The following is a 19,122-nucleotide window of genomic DNA, read 5'->3' on the forward strand; positions in this document are numbered from 1 at the left end:
GCCATAACTATGTGGCGGGATATTTCATCTTGTCAAGCACCTGGGTACGCTGGGCGTCATGTCCAACCCGTCGGATGAGCTCACCAGGGAGATCGTCGGGCTGTTCGCGGCCGTCAACCTCCGCTACACCCAGGAGTCCGAGGCCGCCGCGGCGACCCACGACCTGACCCCGCTCCAAGCCAAGGCGCTCCTCGCCGCAGAAGGCCCGGTCCCGACGCGCCGCATCGCCGAGCGGCTGCACGCGGAGCCGTCCAACGTGACCGCGATCATCGACCGGCTGGAGTCCCGGGGCATGGTCGAGCGCAGCCCCGACCCGGGCGACCGGCGCGTCAAGCGCGTCGCGGCCACCCCCGCCGGCCGCACTGTCGCCGCCGACCTGCGCGCCCGCATGCCTTTCGCCGCCGAACCCCTGGCCCGGCTCACCACGCAGCAGCGCGAGACCTTGCGCGAGCTGCTGCAGCTGGTCCTGGAGGCATGACGACAGTCGGCAGACCGCCTCCCGTTGCTCGACGGACAGCGCGTGGTCGGCTCGAACGAATCGCGGGCGCGGACCCTGAGGCCTTGCAGGGTGGCCACCGATCGCGTGACAGGCACTGTGGCCACACCGCACAAGGCTCCCGTGCCGTTGAGGGAGATGTTCGACGTCCCAACCCCATCGGCGCAGGAGATGCTCCTCTTGCCTGTCAAGCGACGTGATGTGGGGGGTGACGCCGCGCAGATGGGCCAAGGCTGCATCGGAGCGCGGTCGTTCGGGGTTGTCGCCGACTGCTGCGAGGAGCCGGGCCGCGGTTTCGGGACCGACCCCGTTGACGGCCAGCAGGTCCGGGGCGGCTTGGGCGGCGAGAACGTTCGGCTCGGCGTCGTATTCGTGGATGTCGCCGGTAGCGCGGGGTGAACTCGGTGGCCGTGGTGCGGTTGGTGAGGCCGGCGTCGGGTCGCTGGCGAGCACAGGTGGCGATGAGGTCTGCGGTCGCCATGCCGCGGAGCTGGGCGCGCAGCGCATCGGGGGCTCGTGATCATGGTGCTGCTGATCTGATTGACCGCCTGCGTTCGGGCCTTGACCGCCGAGGCGCGCTGTGCAGGACGCGGAGGCGTTCGGCGGCTCCGTCGGGGTCTTGGGGGCAATTTGGTTGCCCGCCCGGAGGTGGCCGACTGCTTGGCGGCGCAGGCGTCGATCGGGTCGGACTTGGCGTGCTGGCGGCACATCCGCCGGTCGGGCTGGTTGACATCGAGGACAGTCGGGCCGGCGGCGGTGAGCACACGGGCAAGCCGCGTGCCGTAGGAGCCGGCAAAAGGCACTCTCATCAGCTGGAACAGCACACTGGTCCGCGAGAGCGGCGCGCTCAGCAGTTCCAGAAGCCGAGCACCGCCCCGCGAGCAGGACGCCGACCGTCTCGACCACCTTCCGCAACAGCGGAGTGTGCCGCTGGAAGCGCGCGGTCAGCCCCGGCACCCGCTCGACAAGTGCCGCCTCCCCCGCGAGCGGGGTTCTCGCAGGACAAGCGGCGCACGCTCAACCCGATGCGCACCGTCCGGCCACCGGTCGCCGCTGTCGGCGAGACGGTGTACGCAGCGGCTGTGCACCCGGCCGCTGTCGCACATACTCCCTTGGTCTGCCGCAAGCCTCCACAGCAGAACTGAATTCAATTAAGGTTCGGTTGGCATCGTTGACGAGGAGGTCAATCATGGCGTTCGTTCTCATCCATGGGGCAAGCTTCGGCGCGAACTGTTGGGACGAGCTGATCCCCCATCTAAGTGCGGAAGCGTTGGCGGTCGACCTTCCGGGGCGCGGGAGCAGGGCCGGAGCCGACCTGGGCACGGTCACTCTCGCGGACTGCGCCGACGCGGTCCGCGAAGACGTCGAAGCGAAGGATCTGCGCGACGTGGTGCTGGTCGGTCACTCCTTCGCGGGCGTCACGATCCCGCGTGTCCTGGACCTCATACCTGACCGGATCCGCCGCGTCGTCCTCGTGTCGGCCGTGGTGCCGGCGGACAGATCCCGGGTACTCGACCAGATCGACCCCGGGGTGCGGGGTCTGGTGGAGCAGTCCATCGCCGGCGGCGTCTACCACCAGACCCGCGAGGGCGCCGCCGCCATGCTGTGCAACGACATGGACGAGGCGACCACCGCGTCCACCCTGGACCGGCTGACCGACGACTCGGCCGCCCTGCTCAGCGAAACCGTGGACCTGAGCGGCTACCGACGCCCGATCCCCCGAACGTACGTGCACCTCACCCGGGACCAGTGCTACGTCGAGGAACTCCAGCAACGATCCATCGCGCTGCTTCAGCCGGACGTCATCGATCTCGACACGGGCCACATGGCCATGGTCAGTGCGCCCGAAAAGCTTGCCGCCGTCCTCAACGCGATCCACGGCTGATCGAGTCAGCGTCAGCCAGCGGGGGTGGGAAAGTCTCCGCGGCCGGGCGACAGCCGGACCGACAGTCGCTGACGGCGTGAATGGGTAGGGATAGCGGGATCGATCACCGATGTGCTCAGCCGGTGGCTCGTGACGGATCCAGGGATCGGGCGAAGTCTGCGAGCGTACGGAAGTCGTCCTCGCGCAGTCCGATGCGCGGGTTGACGTGGTGCAGGAGCCCAGGCCCACGGTGGTGGGCGGTCACGTATGCCTGGTCCGGATCGCTGTGTTCGTCGTCCAGCCAGGCGAAGGGCCGGCCGTTGGCGTAGTCCACCAAGGGGCCGGTCTTCCAGTGGACCCCGTCGGGGCGTTCCTGGAGCAAGGCGTCGCCGAAGTCGACGAAGGGGAGTTCGGGGAGGCCGAGCACCGGGGCGATCCACTGGTTGGCTTTGTCCATCCATGTGGTGGCCCAGCACAGTTCGTAGCCGAGTTGGAGCAGGTGTTGCCCGTGCTCTGGGTTGAGCCAGACCCGCAGGGGTCGCCGCCGGGCCGAGAGTCCTCTGTGTTCGTCCGGAGTCCCGCTGTCCCAGGGCACTCTGATCGTGGTGTAGCCCTCGGGTCGCCTCTCCGGCTTCGCCGCATAGGGGTTGAGCGGCCCGTCCACATCGAGTAGCAGCAGCGGTCGGTTCACGATCTCCCCCGGTCTTCCCCACCATCGGCGGCGCCATGGAAGCGTAGCTCCAGCGATCGTCTCGGCGTCGGTGGTACGGACCGCAGTGGTCCGGATTCAGTGAGACAGGCTGCCTTGCGGCGCTGCCCGGCGTCAGCGAGAGCGGGCGGACTGTAGTCGGTGCAGGGCGGGTTGAGGTTGGTGCCGGGCGGGACGATCTCGTCGGTTCGAGTTCTGCGTCATGACCCCGCCCGGCGCCTATCGCGGCCCGCCGCGCCACCTTGCGGTTACCGCGTTGCGGTGGCGAGTGCCGCGACCGTGTCCGCGAGTGTTTCGGGACCGCGCGAGTTGCTGAGCACGACCTGGTGCCCGGCCTCGATGGCGAGCCGCGCGATGGTACTGCCGATGTATCCGCTTCCGATGAATCCCACGGTCGTCATATCTTTGGCGTTCCTCCAGAAGAGCCGAACCCTTGTCATTGCCGGACTCGTTGCGATTCGGGTTCTTGCGGTCAGCTGGCGGGGAAGTAGTGGCCGTTGTCCAGATCGGCGAGCAGGCCGGGCTGAGCGGGTTCCCAGCCAAGGGTCCGGCGGGTGATGAGGTTGGACGCCGGGTAGTTCTGCGTGACGATGTTCGCGAGGAACCCGAAGTATCCCGGCACCATCAGTACGTCTGCGGGAACACTGACGGCGGGCAGGCCCAGACGGCTGCCGATGGCCTCGGCGATATCGCGGAGCGGGATGGCCCCGTCCCCGACCGCGTGCCAGTATTTGCCGCCCGGCCCCTTCTCCAGCGCCAAGCGGAACAGGGAGGCGGCATCGCGGACGTGCACGGCGTTCCACAGGTTCGCGCCGTCTCCGGGGTAGCCGACGAAACCCTTCTCCTTCGCGAGCGCGATCAGCTGTACGAGGAAGCCGGCGCGATCGGTCGTGCTGTGCGCGATGTTGGCGATCCGCACGACCGAAGACCGCACTCCCTGCTCGGCCAGGCCGATGACGGCGGTTTCCACGACGTTGCGAACCCGCAGGGTGCCCTTGTACTCATCGCCGCCGGGGAGGGCCGGGTCCTCCTCTGTGGCCGGTCGGCCCAGGTTCCCTGGCGAGCCGATGCTCCCTGCCGCGACCAGCGGCTTTCCGGTTCCCGCGAGTGCCTCGCCGTACGCGAGCATGATCGGGAGCTCTGCGGCGGCCACGGCGTCGAGCCCGCCGGAGGGAAGCAGGTCCTGCCTGTGCGCGACGTGGATGACGCCGTCGGAGTCCGCGGCCGCTTCCTTGAGTCCGTCGAGATCCTCGAGGTCGCCGCGACGCACCTTCGCGCCGAGCGCGGACACCGCCGCCGCGGCCGTGTCCGACCGGGCCAGGCCGGTGACCTCGTGCCCGGCGGCGATGAGCTCGGGAATGATGTACGAACCGGAATGGCCGGTCCCGCCAGTGACGAAAACGCGCACGCTACTGCTCCTTGTAAATGATGTGGCGCGGGAAGTGGTGGTGCGGGTGCGCTCAGCCGAGAATGCTGACGCCGAGGAAGAAGTTGGTGTGCTTGACGGAGTGGGCGACGAGGCCCAACTGCATCAGGGCGACGTTTTCCAGTGCTCGCGCCATTTCCAGCCGCCCGTTGTCCATCGGGCGCAGTCCCAGGCTCTCGATGAACGCCGACACACGTGTCTTTGCCTGCGCGCCGGAACTGCCCTCGGGTGTGACAAAGCCCTGGAAATCGGGGGCGACGGGGTTGGTGATGTCGATGATGACCTTGCCGCGCAGCGCGTCCCCGTACTCGCTGACCACCGCCGCCGCGTCGGCGTACGGCACGGCGAGGACAACGATGTCCCCGGCCAGGGCGCCGGCCATGTTCCCCGGGCCGATAATGCTGATACTGCTCATTCGCGAGCCTGCTTTCTCAAGCTGAATTCTGATTTTGGGGTCCAGCCATCAAGTCCCAATGTCAAACCCTTATACCGAATTCACTCCGGCCCCATTAGGCACCTATTAAGAATGTCATTGGCCTGAGTGCAGTGTCCAAGACCTCTTTCAGTCGTGGTGATACCCTGGAGGTATCACCGGGCCGGGAGGCGTCATGGATCTGGACCTGCGCAAACTGCGTTACTTCGTCGCCGTGGCCGACCGGTTGCACTTCGGCCGCGCCGCCGATGAGCTGCATATCGCGCAGCCGGTGCTCAGCCGGCAGATCCGCGCGCTCGAGCAGGATCTCGGCGCCTCGCTGTTCACCAGGGATCGCCACGGCGTGGCGCTGACCGACGCGGGCCGGCAACTGCTCGACGACGCCGGTCCGCTGCTCGCCTCCGCGCACGCGGTCCGCCGCCGGGTGTCCGTGGCCGCCCGCGGCAGCCGGCGGCTGACGGTCGGTTTCCGGGCCGGCATCCCGGTCATCCCGGCGGCGCGGGAGTTCGAGGCCCGGCACCCGGACGTGGTCGTGGACGTGCAGCGGATCGAAGGGGACGACCAGGCCCCGATGCTGCTCGACGGCCGCATCGACGTCGCCTATGTGCGGCTGCCCATCGACGAGGCCGGCCTCCGCGTCACCCCGCTGTACACCGAGCCGCGGGTGGCGGTGCTGCCCTCCGGCCACCGGCTGGCCGGCAAGGAGGAACTCACCGAGGCCGACCTGGCCGGCGAACCGCTGCTCTGGCATCCCGACCCGAGCACACAGCCCACCAGGCGCCCGCACCCCAACGCCGGCTACCTGGTGCGCGGGGTGGACGAGACGCTCGAGCATGTCGCGGCAGGCCGGGGCATCTCGTTCCTGGCCCGTTCGGCGACCGTGTTCTCCTCACATCCGGACGTCATCTACGTACCCGTCTCGGATCTGGCACCCGACCAGGTGTGCCTCGCGGTGGCGGCAACGCGCACCTCGCCACTGGTCGACGACTTCCTCACCGCAGCGCAGGCGACGGCCGAGATCACGGCAGAATGCGGGAATCATGAAATGTGGCAGCTCGCACGCGATGCCGTTTCGAAGAACGGTTGAGCAGCCCGACAGCTGAGGAAGCGTCGGGTCCTACCCGCGCGTGGGCTCCAGGACGAAGACGGGGATCACGCGGTCGGTCTTCTCCTGGTATTCGGCGTACGGCGGATACGCGGCGACCGCGCGCTTCCACCATTCGGTCTTCTCGTCCCCGGTGATCTCACGGGCGGTCATGTCCTGGCGTACGGGCCCGTCCTGGAGCTCCACGTGCGGGTCGGACGTGACGTTGAAGTACCAGACCGGGTGATGTGGGAAGCCGCCCTTCGAGGCCACGGCCGCGTACCGCCCCTCGTGCTCCACGCGCATCAGCGGGATCTTGCGGATCTTGCCGCTCTTCGCGCCGCGCGTCGTGAGAATGACGACGGGCAGGCCCGTGTCCCAGAGCGTCGTGCCCTGCGTGCCGCCCGAACTCTCGTACAAGTCGACCTGTTCACGGATCCACTGCGCCGGGCTCGGCTCGTACTCGCCCTCAAGAGGCATCGCATTCACTCCATCGTCGTGTCGTGAAGTGTGGTGCCCGACGGGTGGTCAGGTAAACGGGAAGTACTCCCGACCAGCAGCGGCGTGGGCGCCGGCCTGCGCAATCCGCCCCTGCACGACAGCGCGCAGCGAATCAGTTGGTCGCCGGACCCGGCCAAACGGCCGAGGCATCATCCCGGTCCGGGTCGGGCAGCCGCACCGGGCGGACGGGGATCGTGCGGGTGTGTCCGTCCGTCACCGCCGTCCAGGGGGCGGGATGGCCCGAGTAGCACAGGGTGGTCAGGACGAAGACGCCGTCTGCGTAGACCTCGACGTACTCGCCGATGGTGAGGATCCGCAGGGTTCTTGCGGGTTCGGTCAGGGTCGTCTCGCCCAGGGGTGCGTCGGCGGGGCCGGTGATCCAGAGGTTCTTGCCGTCGCAGCCGACCCGCAGGGCGGGGCCGTCGGCCGCTGTTCGCAGGGTGATCTCGACGCGGCCGGAGACGTCGAGGTCGCCGACCGCGTGCAGCGTCGGCTCCTTCGTCTCCTCGCCCAGCCAGACGTCCAGTCCCGGCCACCACTCCAGGCGGGGTGCTGAATCGGCCGGTACGACAAGGGACTTGGGCTGGGCCAGCATGCCGCGGCAGCGTTCACCGGAGTCGGTGAGGTCGACGCGGCGGGGTGTGGTGTGGAGGACGACTCGAGAGCCGTCGGGAGCGGCGATGACGCGAGGGGCGTACGAGCCGGTCGGGCCCAGCGGGCCACGGCGGGTCCACGGTCCCCTCAGACGCGGCGCGGTCCATGCCTCGAAGCCACGCGTCGCGCCGATCGAACCGATCAGCAACCAGCTGCCGTCGTCGAGGCGTTCGAGGACCGGGCACTCCAACTCGTCCACGTCACCGGGTGAGATGAGCGGCGGATGGACCGTCCAGTGCTCCAGGTCGTCCGAAGTCGCCCACGCCACGCAGCCGCCGACCTCCACCGGCAGGGTGGTGTCGGCCGCGCAGACGACCATCACCCAGCCGTCGCCCTCGTCGTCGCGTACGACGAACGGGTCGCGCCAGCCCATGCGTTCGCCGGTGCGATACCAGCGGGCGTCCGCCTCGACGACGGGTCCGGTGCCGTGGCGGCGCCAGCCGGTGCCGTCCGTGCGGTCGGAGTACGCGAGGCCGACCGACTGGAGCGGCCAGCCGCCTTCCGTCAGTCCGCTCACGCCCGTGTAGAACATCGCCATTCCGTCGCCGTACGGGACGGGGTGCATGGTCCACACCGCCTGCTGGTCGAAGCGGCCGGGGAGGCCGTTGCCGAAGGCGGTGCCCTCGGGCCGCCAGGCGACCAGGTCGGTGGAGGTGGCCCTGCCGTACGAGGTCTCCATCCGCAGGTGGTCGAACTCGGCCGTCCACGGGCCCTGGAGGTGCAGCACCGCGTAGGTGCCGTCGTCGTCGCGGAGCAGGGCGAAGTCGTTCACGCAGAGGCCGGGCGGGGCGTATCGCATGCACAGTTCCTGTCGGCTCGCAGCGCCCAAACGTATGCGCTGACCATTGACCTGGAAGGTCTCGCTTGAGAATCGGCCCAAGTAAAACTGAACGCAAACGCTTGCGCAACAAGGAGGTCGGGTTTACGGTCTCGTCACCCCCAGATCACACCGATGTGAAACCCGACGGGAGAAAAGCGCTGTGACCGTCAGCATCACCGATGTCGCCCGCGCCGCCGGAGTCTCGGCGTCCACCGTGTCCCGCGCCCTGCGCGGACAGCCGGGCGTCTCCGACGAGGTGCGCGCCCAGATCACGGCCGTAGCCGCACAGCTCGGCTATACGGCGTCCCGCTCGGCGTCCAGTCTGGCGAGCGGGCGCACCTTCACGATCGGCGTCGTGGTCCCGTACGTGGGCCGCTGGTTCTTCGGCACCGTGCTGGACGCCGCCGAGCACGAGTTCAGCGCCGCCGGGTACGACGTACTGCTGTACAACCTGGGTTCGCCGGAGACACGCAAGCGTTTCTTCACCAAGATGCCTGTCCGCAAGCGGGTCGACGCCGTGCTGTCGCTGCTCATCCCCGACGAGGAGGAGTCCGCCGCGCTGCGCTCGCTCGGGGTGCCGCTGGCCAGTACGGTCGGCGGCGCCCGGCCCGGCTTCACCGTGGTCGGTATCGACGACCGGGCCGGTACGGAGAGCGCCGTACGGCATCTGGTGAACCTCGGCCACCGCCGGATCGGCATGATCAGCGGGTCGAGCGGGCCGCAGCACTGGACCACGCCCGTCGCGCGCCGTCAGGCGTATCTGGATGTGCTGGCCGACGCCGGGATCGAGCACGATCCGGCCCTGGAGGCGGACGGCGACTACACCGTCGAGGGCGGCGAGCGGGCCATGACCGAACTGCTGGCCGCCTCCCGGCCGCCGACGGCCGTGTTCGCCCAGTCCGACGAGATGGCGATGGGCGCGCTGCGGGCGCTCAGGAGGCATCGGCTCCGGGTGCCGGACGACGTGTCCGTCGTCGGCTTCGACGACCACGAACTCGCCGACGTGATCGGGCTGACCACCGTCGCCCAGCCGGTCGCCGGGCAGGGCGCCGAGGCCGCCCGGCTGCTGCTGCGGCAGCTCGACGAGCCGGGCAGCGAGACGCCCGGGCATGTGCAGATGCCCATCCGACTCGTCCTGCGCGAGACGACCGCCCCGCCGCGCCCGCGCGGACCGCAGTAACCCCTCATCCCCGCCACGGCCGTCAAGGCCCCGCTCCCCCACGCCGTACTGCACCGCACCAGCGCACTTCAAAAACCCTCGCACCGCACGGAGGCACAGCCATGAGCTCGACCAGCAGAAGGTTCCGCCGTACAGCCTGTACGGGCCTCGCCCTCGCCCTGCCCCTCGCGGCGCTGGCCGCCTGTGGCGGCGGCAGCGGCACCGACGCTTCCGCCGAGGCCGGAAGCGGCAAGGGCACCATCAGCGTCTGGGCCCACCAGGGCCAGAAGAGCGAGGCCGCCGCACTACAGAACGCGGTGAAGTCCTTCAACTCCTCGCAGAGCGCGATCAAGGTCGACCTGAAGCTGATACCCGAGACCGACTACACCAAGACCATCACCGCGACCAGCGCCTCCGATCTCCCGGACGTGATGGAGTTCGACGGTCCGACGATGGCGAACTTCGTCTACAACAAGAAGCTCGCCCCGATCGACGACTACGTCTCCGCCAAGACCATGGGCAACGCCACCGACGCGAGCAAGGCTCAGGGCAAGATCGACGGCAAGCACTACGGCCTGGGCATGTTCGACTCCGGGCTCGGGATCTACGGCAACAAGAAGTTGCTGGACGCGGCCGGGGTGAAGTACCCGACGGGCCTGTCGGACGACTGGACGGCCGCCGAGTTCACGGCCGCGCTGAAGACGCTCAAGGCCAAGGACTCCGACGGCAAGACCCTCGACGTCCAGGAGAACAACGGCTTCGCCACCGAGTGGGGCACCTACGGCTTCGCCCCGATCGTCTGGTCGGCAGGAGGTTCGCTGCTGAAGGACGGCAAGGCGGAGGGCGTACTCGACTCCTCGGCCGTGGTCTCGGCGCTGAAGACCTTCCAGTCGTGGAAGACGTACGTCGATCCCAACACCGACGGCAACGCCTTCGCCAAGGGCAGGGTGGCGCTGAGCTGGGTCGGCCACTGGATGTACCCGGCCTACAGCGAGGCCCTCGGCGACGACCTCGTCGTGCTGCCGCTGCCCGACTTCGGCAACGGCCCCAAGACCGGCCAGGGTTCGTGGGCCTGGGGCATCGGCGCCGACAGCAAGAACGCGAAGGCCGCCGGCACGTTCCTGGACACCCTCCTGGACGACACCAACGTCACCGCGATGACGACGGCCAACGGGGCGGTGCCCGCGACGAGGACGGCGCTGGCGAAGAGCGAGCTGTACAAGCAGGGCGGCCCGCTCCAGCTCTACGCCGACCAGCTCGCCAAGCCCTGCGGCGACAGCGACATCACCGAGTCCTGCGTCGCCGTGACCCGTCCGGTCACCGCCGGATACCCCACGATCACCGCCAAGTTCAGCGAGGCCCTGAACTCGATCTACGGCGGCGCCGACCCGAAGAGCGCCCTGGAGAAGGCCGCCCGCGCCATCGACCAGGACTTCTCCGACAACGCCGGTTACCAGATCCCGTAGGACCGTGTCGGCCGCGGCGGGCACGCGCAGACGCTGCCCGCCGCGCCGGGAACAGGACCCACCCGTGAGAACAGTGGACCCAGTGGAACCCGCACACCCCGCACACCCCTCCTCCGCCGCGGCCCCCGACCGGGAGCAGACCCCGCCCATGACCGCCGTGAAGACCGCCCGCCCGACGCGTTCCGGGCCCAGGAACCGCGACTGGTTGCACGGACTGCTGATGTCCACCCCCGCCGTCGCCGGGCTCATCGCGTTCGTCGGCATCCCGTTCGGCTACGCCGTCGTCCTCTCCTTCTACAACGTGCGCCTCGGCTCGCCCCTGGCCCCCTCGTTCTTCGGCCTGGAGCAGTACCGGCGGCTGTTCACCGACCCGGACCTGTCGGGCCCGTTCCTGCGCGCGCTGCTGAACAACCTGACGTTCGCCGTGGTCGTCGTACCCCTCCAGACCGGCCTCGCGCTGGCGCTGGCGATCCTCCTCAACCGCAAGCTGAAGGCGATCGGCCTGTTCCGGTCGCTGTTCTTCATGCCGGTCGTCTTCCCCATGACGCTGGTCGCGGTGATCTGGCGGCTCATCCTGGCCCGCAGCGACCAGGGCCTGCTCAACTCCGCGTTGGACGCGGTGAGTTTCGGCAACTGGGGTGCCTTCGACTGGCTCGGCGACACGGCCACCGCGATGGCCTCGGTGATCGTGCTGTCGGTGTGGCAGGGCGTCGGCTTCCAGATGGTCATCCTGCTGGCCGGCCTCCAGCAGATCCCCGGCGAGCTCTACGAGGCCGCCGAACTCGACCGCGCCACGCCCTGGCAGCAGTTCCGGCATGTCACGCTGCCCGGTATCCGCGGCACGCTCGTCTTCGTCGCCATGCTCACCTCGGTGCTGTCCTTCCGGGTCTTCGACCAGGTGTACGTCCTCATCCACGGCGGCGGTCTCGACGAGGACGCCACCCGCACGGTCATGTACCAGGCCGTCAGCACCGCCTTCGACCAGAACAACATCGGCCAGGCGTCCGCGATCACCGTCGTCTTCTTCCTGATCGTCGTCGCCCTGACCCTCATCCAGCGCCGCGTCGTCCGGCCCGACCACGAGGACTGACCCGCCACCATGGCCCTGACCCACGCGCCCCACCGCCGCCTGCGCCGCTTCACCGACTACGCCGTCCTCAGCGTGCTGGCCTTCGTCTTCGTCCTGCCCGTCCTCTACTTGTTGCTGGGCAGCCTCAAGCCCTCCGACGAGGTACTGAACGGTCTGTCCGGTTTCCTCCCCACCCACCTGTCCTTCGACAACTACGCGAACGTCCTCGACGCCCTGAACTCCGACAGCACCGGCTACTTCTGGCGCTTCATGGGCATCTCGCTGCTCGTCGCGTTCGTGGTCGTGACCGGCGGTCTGTTCGTCAACTCGATGGCCGCGTACGGCATGTCACGGCTCAAGTGGCGGGGCCGGGAAGCCGTGTTCACGCTCGTCCTGCTGCTGATGCTGGTCCCGTTCGAGTCGGTGGCCGTGCCGCTCTTCTACATGTTCAACGACCAGCGCAACACCCTCTACATCCAGGCGATCCCGTTCATCGCCAACGCCTTCTCGGTCTACCAGTTCCACACGTTCTTCCGCTCGATCCCGCCGAGCATCGAAGAGGCGGCCCGCCTCGACGGCGCGGGCCCCTGGCGCACCTTCTTCGCGATCATCGTGCCGATGTCGAAGCCGGCCTTCGCTTCCGTGGCGATCCTGACCTTCCTCACCCAGTGGGGCTCCTTCCTCTGGCCGGTCCTGATGGTCTCCGACCCCGCCGTCCGCCCGCTCCCCCTCGAAATGAGCGTCTTCCAGGGTCAGCAGCCTCCGGACTGGGGCCAGATCCTCGCCTTCGGCGTCCTCCTCGTGCTGCCCGTCCTCGTCGTCTTCGCGTTCTTCCAGCGCTGGTTCGTGCAGGGCGTCGCGAGCTCCGCCGTCAAGGGCTGAGCAGGGGGTTCCTCACGACGTGGCGGCTGCCCCCAGTGGCCCCGACAGCTTGCCCTCGACCGACAGGTTTCCTTAGCGTTGACGCGTGACCACCTCACCCGCCCGAGCGGGGAACCTGCCGACGGCCTACACGACGTTCGTCGGCCGGCGGCGGGACATCGCGGAGATCCGCCGCCGCCTCGCCGAAGCCCGTCTGCTGACGCTGACCGGTGTCGGCGGGGTGGGCAAGACGCGGCTGGCGCTGGAGGTCGCGGCCACGGCGCGCAAGGCTTTCGCCGACGGGGTGTGGCTGGTGGATCTGTCCCCGGTGCAGGATCCGGCGACCGTGGCCGAGGTGACCGCCACCGCTCTCGGCATGCCCGATCTGTCGGCCAGGCCCGTCGTCGAACAGCTCACGGCGTATCTGGCCGAGCGCCAGTGCCTGATCGTGCTGGACAACTGCGAGCACCTGGTCGACGCCTGCGCCGCACTGGCGGACGCGCTGCTGTCGGCGGCCCCCGGCCTGCGTGTCCTGGCGACCAGCCGGCAGACCCTCGACCTCGCCGGAGAGCACGTCTTCACCGTCGCTCCGCTGTCGGTGCCCGACGAGGCCGTCGAACTGCTGCGCGACCGGGCCGCCGCGCACCGTCCGGAGTTCGACGTCACCGACGCCAACCGGGCCGCCGTGACGCGCCTGTGCACCCGCCTCGACGGTCTGCCGCTGGCGATCGAGCTGGCCGCCGCCCGGCTGCGTACGCTCACCGTCGACCAGGTGACGGACCGCCTGGAGGACCGCTTCGCCCTCCTCACCGGCGGCAGCCGCGCCGCCCGCCCCCGGCAACGCACCCTGCGCGCGCTCATCGACTGGAGCTACGAGCTGTGCACCCCCGCCGAGCGGCTGCTGTGGAACCGGCTGTCGGTGTTCGCCGGCGGCTTCGGCCTGGACGCGGCCGAGGGCGTCTGCGCGGACGATGCCAGTGCTGACGGGATCTCCCGCGCAGACGTCCTCGACCTCCTCGACCGTCTCGTCGCCCAGTCCGTCGTCCTCATCACCGAACGCGAGGGCCAGCCGCGCTACTGGCTGCTGGAGACCATCCGCCAGTACGGCGCGGAGAAGCTCGCCGAGTCCGGTGAGGGGAACCGCGTCCGCGTGCTGCACCGCGACTTCCACCGCGGCCTCGCCGAGCGGATCGCGGACGGCTGGTACGGCCCCGGCCAGGAGGAAGGCCTGGCTCGGCTGCGTGCCGAGCACGGGAACCTGCGCATCGCGCTGGAGCAGAGCGACCCCCAGTCCGCGCTGGCGCTGGCCGCCGCGCTGCGCTTCCACTGGTGCGCCGACGGCTTCCTCGGCGAGGGCCGACGGTGGCTGGAGCGTGCCTTGGCGGCGGCCCCGGATCCCACCCCCGCCCGGGCCAAGGCGCTGTGGGTGGCCGCCTGGGCCGCGCTGCTCCAGGGCGACCATCCGGCGGCGGACCGGGCACTGGCGGAGGCCGAAGAACTGGGCCGTCGGCTCGACGACCCCGTGGTGTCCGCGTACGTCCAGGGCTTCCGGGGAACGTCGGCGCTGTTCCGAGGGCATCTGGAAGAGGCCGCTTCCTGGTACGAGCGGGCGGTGGCCGCGCACGACGCGGTGGGCGACGGTCCTGGCGCCCTGATCTCCCTCTTCCAGCTCGCCGTCGCCCAGGCCCACACCGCCGATCCGCGCGCCGAGCGGACCGGACGCCTGGCCGTGACCACCGCCGAGGAACACGGCGAACGGTGGAGCAGGTCGTACGCACTGTGGGCCCTGGGCCACGACGCCTGGGTGCACGGCGACGCCGACTCCGGTACGGCGCTCACCCGGGCCGGACTCGACATCCAGCAGGGCTTCAACGACTACGTCGGCACCGCGCTGATGATGGAGCTGCTGGCCTGGATCACCGCGTCCCAGGGCGATCATGCGCGGGCCGCACGGCTACTGGGCTCCGTCCGGTCCCTGTGGCAGCACATCGGCACCACGATCGCCGCCTTCGGCCCTCATCTCGCCGAGCGGCACGACCGGTGCGAGCGGTCGGTCGTACGGGCGCTGGGCACGGCGGCGTACGAGGCGGCGCTCGCCGAGGGCGGCGTGCACGACCGGCCGGCGCGGGCCATCGCGTACGCGCTCGACGCCCCGCCGGAACCGGCGCCCCCGCCCAGGGCGGGCCGGCTGACCCGTCGGGAACGCGAGGTGGCCGCGCTGGTGGCCCAGGGGATGAGCAACCGGCGGATCGCCGCCGCGCTGGTCCTGTCGCCCCGTACGGTCGACGGCCATGTCGAGCACATCCTGGCCAAGCTCGGCTTCGGCTCACGGGCGCAGGTCGCGGCCTGGGTGACGGAGCACCACGTACCCACCCCTTAGGCGACCGGGTACCCACCCCGCGAGCAACCAGGTACCTACCCCGTAGTTCCACCCATAGCCCCTGCGGGCCCCCGGGCCGATCGTGGCCGCATGGTGCACATCGACGTGGACGAGAGCCGCTGCGACGGCTTCGGATTCTGTGAACAGGCCGCGCCCGAGGTCTTCGGGCTCGACGACGACGGGGTCGTGACCGTCCTGCTGGACGAGATCCCCGGCGAGCTGGCCGAGAAGGCCGAGGCGGCGACCCGGGCCTGTCCCGTGGCGGCGCTGAGGGTCGGCCGATGAGGGCGGTCGTGGTCGGCGGTTCGCTGGCCGGAGTGACGGCCGTCGACGAGTTGCGGCGCCAGGGCTGGGACGGGGCGATCACGCTCGTCGGGGACGAGCCCCGGGAGGCGTACACCCGGCCGCCGCTGTCCAAGGGCGTGCTGAAGGGCACGGAGGACGCCGCATCGGTCGCGTTGCCCGCGCTCGGCGGAGACGTCGACGTCCTGACCGGAACCCGGGCGACCGGCCTGGACCTGGACGCCCGTCGGGTGCGGGTCGAGGGCGGCGAGGAGATCCCGTACGACAGACTCGTGATCGCCACCGGTGCGCGGGCCCGCACGCTGGGCGAGCACGGGCTCGTCCTGCGCACCCTGGACGACGCCCTGCGCCTGCGCGCCGAACTCGCCCGGGCCCGGAACCTGTTGGTGATCGGCGGCGGCTTCCTCGGGATGGAGATCGCCTCCGTCGCCGCCGGACTCGGGCTCGACGTCACCGTCGTCGACCTCCAGGCACCCTTCGTGGCCACGCTGGGGCCCTACCTGGCCGGGCTGTTCGAACGGGCCGCGCGGGAACACGGCGTACGGACCGTCGTCTCCCCCGGCGGCGTCACCCCGATGCCGTACGGCGCTCAACTCGCCGACGGCAGACGGCTGGAGGCCGATCTCGTCGTCACCGCCGTCGGCTGCCGCCCCAACATCGAGTGGCTTGAGGGCTCCGGACTGTCCCTGCTCGGCGGGGTCGTGGTCGACGAGCACTGCCGGGCCGGTGCCCCGGACGTCGTCGCCGTCGGCGATGTCGCCGCATTCCCCACCGGCGACGGGCGCTTCCGGCGCACGCCGCACTGGGACAGCGCGATCGGCCAGGCCAGGGCCGGTGCCGCCGCGCTGCTGCACGGCGACGGAGGACCGCCGTACACACCTCAACCGTACTTCTGGACCGAGGCGTTCGGTCTGGCGGTCAAGCTCGCCGGGACCCTGCCGGCCGCCGGGGAACCCACCGTACTGAAGGGCTCGCTCTCCGACCTGTCCGCGCTCCTGCGCTGGGACCACGCGTCCCGCCCGGTGGCCGCCGCCCTCAATCACCGTATTCCCGTGGCCCGTTTGCGCGCGCTCGCCGCGTAACGCCTTCTGCCGCCCACCCCATCTCGGCCCATCTCAGCCCACGGTCAAAGGAGATCGTCATGACCACCGCCACTCCCCTGTCCTCCGACGTCGACCTGTTCAGCGACGAGGCGCTCGCCGACCCGTACCCGCAGTACAAGGCGCTGCGCGATCTGGGTCCTGCCGTGCATCTGAGCCGACACGGCCTGTGGTTCATCTCCCGCTACGACCAGGTGCGTTCGGCTCTCGGCGACTGGGAGACCTTCTCCTCCGGGCAGGGCATCGGCCTCAACCCCGGCTTCAACGAGGCCTGGGCCAGCGCTCTGATCAACATGGATCCGCCCGCGCAGACCCAGCAGCGCAAGCTGTTCACCGACCGGCTCTCCCCGCGTGCGCTGCGACCGGTCGCCGAGGGCATCGACCAGCGTGCCGAGCAACTGGTGGACGCCTTGGTGGCGTTGGGGACCTTCGACGCCGTCACCGACCTCGCGCAGGACCTTCCGGTCCACGTGATCATGGATCTGATCGGCTGGCCGCAGGAGGGCCGCGACCAGTTGCTCGACATGGCCGCCGGATGGTTCGACTCCTCCGGGCCGGTCTGCCCGCGTACGGCGGCGGCCGTGCCGAAGGTCGAGGCGCTGATGGGTTTTCTCGCCGAGGTCGTGACGAAGGAGAACCTCGTCCCGGGCGGCTTCGGCTGGACCATGATCGAGGCCCACAAGGCGGGCCGGATCCCCGTCGAGGGCGCGATCGGTCTGCTCGCCGGCTATGTGGTGGCCGCGTTCGACACCACCATCTCGGCGATCTCCAGCGGCATGTGGCTGTTCGCCCGTCACCCCGAGCAGTGGGACCTGCTGCGCGCGGACCCGTCGCTGGTGCCCTCCGCGTTCAACGAGATCGTCCGTGTGGAGAGCCCCATCCAGGTCTTCTCCCGGGTCACCACCCGTGAGGTCGATCTCGGCGAGGGAGTCGTCATCCCGTCCGGCGCCCGGGTCCTGCACAGTTACGGCGCCGCCAACCGCGACGAGCGGCACTTCCCCGACCCCGACCGCTTCGACGTCACCCGCAACCCGGTCGACCACCTCGCCTTCGGCTACGGCAACCACGGCTGCGCGGGCCAGGGCCTGGCCCGCCTCGAAGTCCACGCCGTCCTCAAGGCTTTGGCCGCCCGCGTGCAGCGCATCGAGCTGACCGGTGAGCCGGTCCGCGCCCTCAACAAAATCACCCGGGGCTTCCGGAGTCTGCCGGTACGGGTCTCCTGACAAGCGGACCGATGCCCACCCGGAGATGACCGGGTGAGCATTTCCGCAATCCCTGACAGACAGTCAAGAATGGCGATCTCAATCACGCCTATCCCGATTCTCGTCGGTGTGCTTTGATGAGGGCGCCCGGGCGAGTGCCCGTTGTTCGACGGGGAGCGAGGGCAGAGATGGCGACGTACGTCCTGGTACACGGTGGCGGCCACGGCGGCTGGTGCTGGCAGCGACTGACGCCACTGCTGCGGGCGGCGGGGCACGAGGTGTACACGCCGACGCTGACCGGCCTGGGCGAGCGCGCCCATCTGCTGCGCCCGGACATCGATCTGGACACCCACATCACGGACGTCGTGAGTGTTCTGCGGTACGAGGACTGCACCGATGTGATCCTGGTGGGGCACAGCTACGGCGGGATGGTCATCACCGGAGTCGCCGACCGGGCAGCCGAGCGGATCGCCCACCTCGTCTACCTCGACGCCGCGATTCCCGAGAACGAGCAGTCCCTCGTCCAGGTGGCCGGCGAGCTCATGGCCGCGGCCCGGGCCGGGTCCCGCGTGGTGGACGGTGTGGAACTGGTGCTGTGGCCCGACTCCGACGCCGTCAAGTACTACGGGATCACCGAGCCCGAGGACGTCGCGTGGATGTGGGACAGGCTCACGCCGCATCCGTGGAAGTGCTTCGAGCAGCCACTGCGGCTGAAGGACCCCACGGCCCTGACCCGGATCCCCCGCACCGAGGTCCACACCACGTCGTCCTTGTCCATGGCCCCGCCCGGCACCTCGGAGGCGCTGGCCGGCAACGAGCGGACGTGGGTGGTCGATTCCGGCCACGACCTGATGGTGACCGCACCGACGGCGGTGGCCGAGATCCTGTTGGGGCTCGCCGCCGACTGATCGGCCGAACAGCGGGGCCGCGGCCGACCTAAAGGGTGTCCCGTGGCTGGGAGGTGGCCCCAGGCTGAGCCGACCACTTCGGCAGCGATCTTGCGGAGGCTGACACCACAGCCATGGAGATATCCCTGCGGGAACTTCAGGACAGCGACTTGCCGGTCTTCTGGGAGCAGTTGACGGACCCCGAATTGCAGCAGGCCATACCGCGGTGTTCGGTTCGCCCTCCGAGCGGGAGGTCACCTATGTCGTCGGGCGGTCCCACTGGGTCGAGGCATCGCCTCCCGGACGCTCGCTGAGCTGATCAAGCTGGAGGCGACCCGCCCGCAGCACGCCGACGCCGCCGCTGACAACGCCGGGTCCATCCGGGTCCTGGAGAAGTGCGGCTTCGTCGTGACCGGGCGCACCCATTGCTTCGCGCGGGCTCGGGGCCAGGAGATCGATCTCGTGCACCTGACGTTGAGCTGAGCGAGACGGTCAGGTCAGGAGGAGGCTGGGCCACGAGTTCGCCGTGGCGATGGGCGACGCGGACGACATCAACAACAGGATCGGTCTTCAGCCGGCGGACGACGTGGAGTCCGAGGAGGACTGCCTGCAACGCGCCCGCGAGATGTGGGCAGCCGGCGAGCTGGCCACGCGAGAAGACCTGGAGACAGACCCGACCTGATTCGGCGTCATAGTTCGGGGTGCGGC

18 protein-coding genes and 2 pseudogenes are annotated in these 19,122 nt (G+C 69.8%); 13 read left to right on the forward strand and 7 right to left on the reverse strand.

The annotated features are described in order from the left end of the window. The first annotated feature begins 58 nt into the window (after positions 1–58). Positions 59–478, forward strand: coding sequence for a MarR family winged helix-turn-helix transcriptional regulator (locus OG787_RS00805; RefSeq protein WP_369033431.1), 420 nt, complete (start codon positions 59–61; stop codon positions 476–478). Positions 479–754: 276 nt separating this feature from the next. Here the strand turns inward: OG787_RS00805 and OG787_RS00810 are convergent. Further along, positions 755–1,003 (reverse strand): annotated as a pseudogene (locus OG787_RS00810) (hypothetical protein); the annotation flags it as partial. A 682-nt stretch (positions 1,004–1,685) separates the two neighbouring features. Between OG787_RS00810 and OG787_RS00815 the strand changes: the two are divergent. Next, positions 1,686–2,381 (forward strand): alpha/beta fold hydrolase, encoded by a 696-nt coding sequence (locus tag OG787_RS00815; RefSeq protein WP_405533963.1) that lies wholly within the window; start codon positions 1,686–1,688, stop codon positions 2,379–2,381. Between the two features lie 115 nt (positions 2,382–2,496). Here the strand turns inward: OG787_RS00815 and OG787_RS00820 are convergent, their stop codons facing one another. The 4 genes and pseudogenes from OG787_RS00820 to OG787_RS00835 all read right to left on the reverse strand — a co-directional run bounded on the left by OG787_RS00820 (position 2,497) and on the right by OG787_RS00835 (position 4,910). Then, the gene (locus tag OG787_RS00820; protein WP_369033428.1) at positions 2,497–3,051 is read right to left on the reverse strand and encodes a hypothetical protein; all 555 of its coding nucleotides are present in this window, start codon (positions 3,049–3,051) and stop codon (positions 2,497–2,499) included. Positions 3,052–3,335: 284 nt separating this feature from the next. Further along, positions 3,336–3,470, reverse strand: a pseudogene (locus OG787_RS00825) (NAD(P)-binding domain-containing protein); the annotation flags it as partial. Positions 3,471–3,541: 71 nt separating this feature from the next. Next, entirely contained in the window at positions 3,542–4,477 is a 936-nt protein-coding gene (locus OG787_RS00830; RefSeq protein ID WP_369033427.1) for an SDR family oxidoreductase, read from the reverse strand. A gap of 52 nt (positions 4,478–4,529) precedes the next feature. Further along, positions 4,530–4,910, reverse strand: coding sequence for an NAD(P)-binding domain-containing protein (locus OG787_RS00835; RefSeq protein ID WP_405533964.1), 381 nt, complete (start codon positions 4,908–4,910; stop codon positions 4,530–4,532). Positions 4,911–5,103: 193 nt separating this feature from the next. Between OG787_RS00835 and OG787_RS00840 the strand changes: the two genes are divergently transcribed. Beyond that, positions 5,104–6,015 carry a LysR family transcriptional regulator gene (locus tag OG787_RS00840; RefSeq protein WP_405533965.1) on the forward strand — a complete coding sequence of 304 codons (912 nt, stop codon included), beginning with the start codon at positions 5,104–5,106 and terminating at the stop codon, positions 6,013–6,015. 30 nt (positions 6,016–6,045) lie between these two features. Here OG787_RS00840 and OG787_RS00845 read toward each other — a convergent pair whose 3' ends face one another. Further along, the gene (locus tag OG787_RS00845; RefSeq protein WP_369033424.1) at positions 6,046–6,492 is read right to left on the reverse strand and encodes a nitroreductase family deazaflavin-dependent oxidoreductase; all 447 of its coding nucleotides are present in this window, start codon (positions 6,490–6,492) and stop codon (positions 6,046–6,048) included. 133 nt (positions 6,493–6,625) lie between these two features. Then, entirely contained in the window at positions 6,626–7,966 is a 1,341-nt protein-coding gene (locus tag OG787_RS00850; RefSeq protein ID WP_405533966.1) for a mucin-1, read from the reverse strand. 181 nt (positions 7,967–8,147) lie between these two features. Between OG787_RS00850 and OG787_RS00855 the strand changes: the two genes are divergently transcribed. From OG787_RS00855 to OG787_RS00900, 10 genes are all read left to right on the forward strand, one after another. Next, the gene (locus OG787_RS00855; RefSeq protein ID WP_369033422.1) at positions 8,148–9,167 is read left to right on the forward strand and encodes a LacI family DNA-binding transcriptional regulator; all 1,020 of its coding nucleotides are present in this window, start codon (positions 8,148–8,150) and stop codon (positions 9,165–9,167) included. Between the two features lie 101 nt (positions 9,168–9,268). Then, complete coding sequence (locus OG787_RS00860; RefSeq protein ID WP_369033421.1) at positions 9,269–10,612, forward strand: sugar ABC transporter substrate-binding protein; 1,344 nt, start codon at positions 9,269–9,271, stop codon at positions 10,610–10,612. A 73-nt stretch (positions 10,613–10,685) separates the two neighbouring features. After that, positions 10,686–11,702 (forward strand): carbohydrate ABC transporter permease, encoded by a 1,017-nt coding sequence (locus OG787_RS00865; protein ID WP_369033438.1) that lies wholly within the window; start codon positions 10,686–10,688, stop codon positions 11,700–11,702. A gap of 9 nt (positions 11,703–11,711) precedes the next feature. Beyond that, on the forward strand, positions 11,712–12,563 hold the full coding sequence (locus tag OG787_RS00870; RefSeq protein ID WP_369033420.1) for a carbohydrate ABC transporter permease: 852 nt from the start codon (positions 11,712–11,714) through the stop codon (positions 12,561–12,563). Positions 12,564–12,648: 85 nt separating this feature from the next. Next, entirely contained in the window at positions 12,649–14,922 is a 2,274-nt protein-coding gene (locus tag OG787_RS00875) for an ATP-binding protein (RefSeq protein ID WP_405533967.1), read from the forward strand. A 90-nt stretch (positions 14,923–15,012) separates the two neighbouring features. Beyond that, positions 15,013–15,207 carry a ferredoxin gene (locus tag OG787_RS00880; RefSeq protein ID WP_369033418.1) on the forward strand — a complete coding sequence of 65 codons (195 nt, stop codon included), beginning with the start codon at positions 15,013–15,015 and terminating at the stop codon, positions 15,205–15,207. Then, positions 15,204–16,307 carry an NAD(P)/FAD-dependent oxidoreductase gene (locus OG787_RS00885; RefSeq protein ID WP_405533968.1) on the forward strand — a complete coding sequence of 368 codons (1,104 nt, stop codon included), beginning with the start codon at positions 15,204–15,206 and terminating at the stop codon, positions 16,305–16,307. Before OG787_RS00880 ends, OG787_RS00885 begins: the two co-directional genes overlap by 4 nt. Before the next feature lie 59 nt (positions 16,308–16,366). Continuing rightward, positions 16,367–17,548 carry a cytochrome P450 gene (locus tag OG787_RS00890; protein ID WP_405533969.1) on the forward strand — a complete coding sequence of 394 codons (1,182 nt, stop codon included), beginning with the start codon at positions 16,367–16,369 and terminating at the stop codon, positions 17,546–17,548. A gap of 167 nt (positions 17,549–17,715) precedes the next feature. After that, the gene (locus OG787_RS00895) at positions 17,716–18,435 is read left to right on the forward strand and encodes an alpha/beta fold hydrolase (protein ID WP_405533970.1); all 720 of its coding nucleotides are present in this window, start codon (positions 17,716–17,718) and stop codon (positions 18,433–18,435) included. Positions 18,436–18,940: 505 nt separating this feature from the next. Then, positions 18,941–19,096 (forward strand): hypothetical protein, encoded by a 156-nt coding sequence (locus OG787_RS00900; RefSeq protein WP_369033414.1) that lies wholly within the window; start codon positions 18,941–18,943, stop codon positions 19,094–19,096. Positions 19,097–19,122: the final 26 nt, after the last annotated feature.

The organism is Streptomyces sp. NBC_00075 (genome assembly GCF_045041225.1).
Taxonomy (GTDB): domain Bacteria; phylum Actinomycetota; class Actinomycetes; order Streptomycetales; family Streptomycetaceae; genus Streptomyces; species Streptomyces adonidis.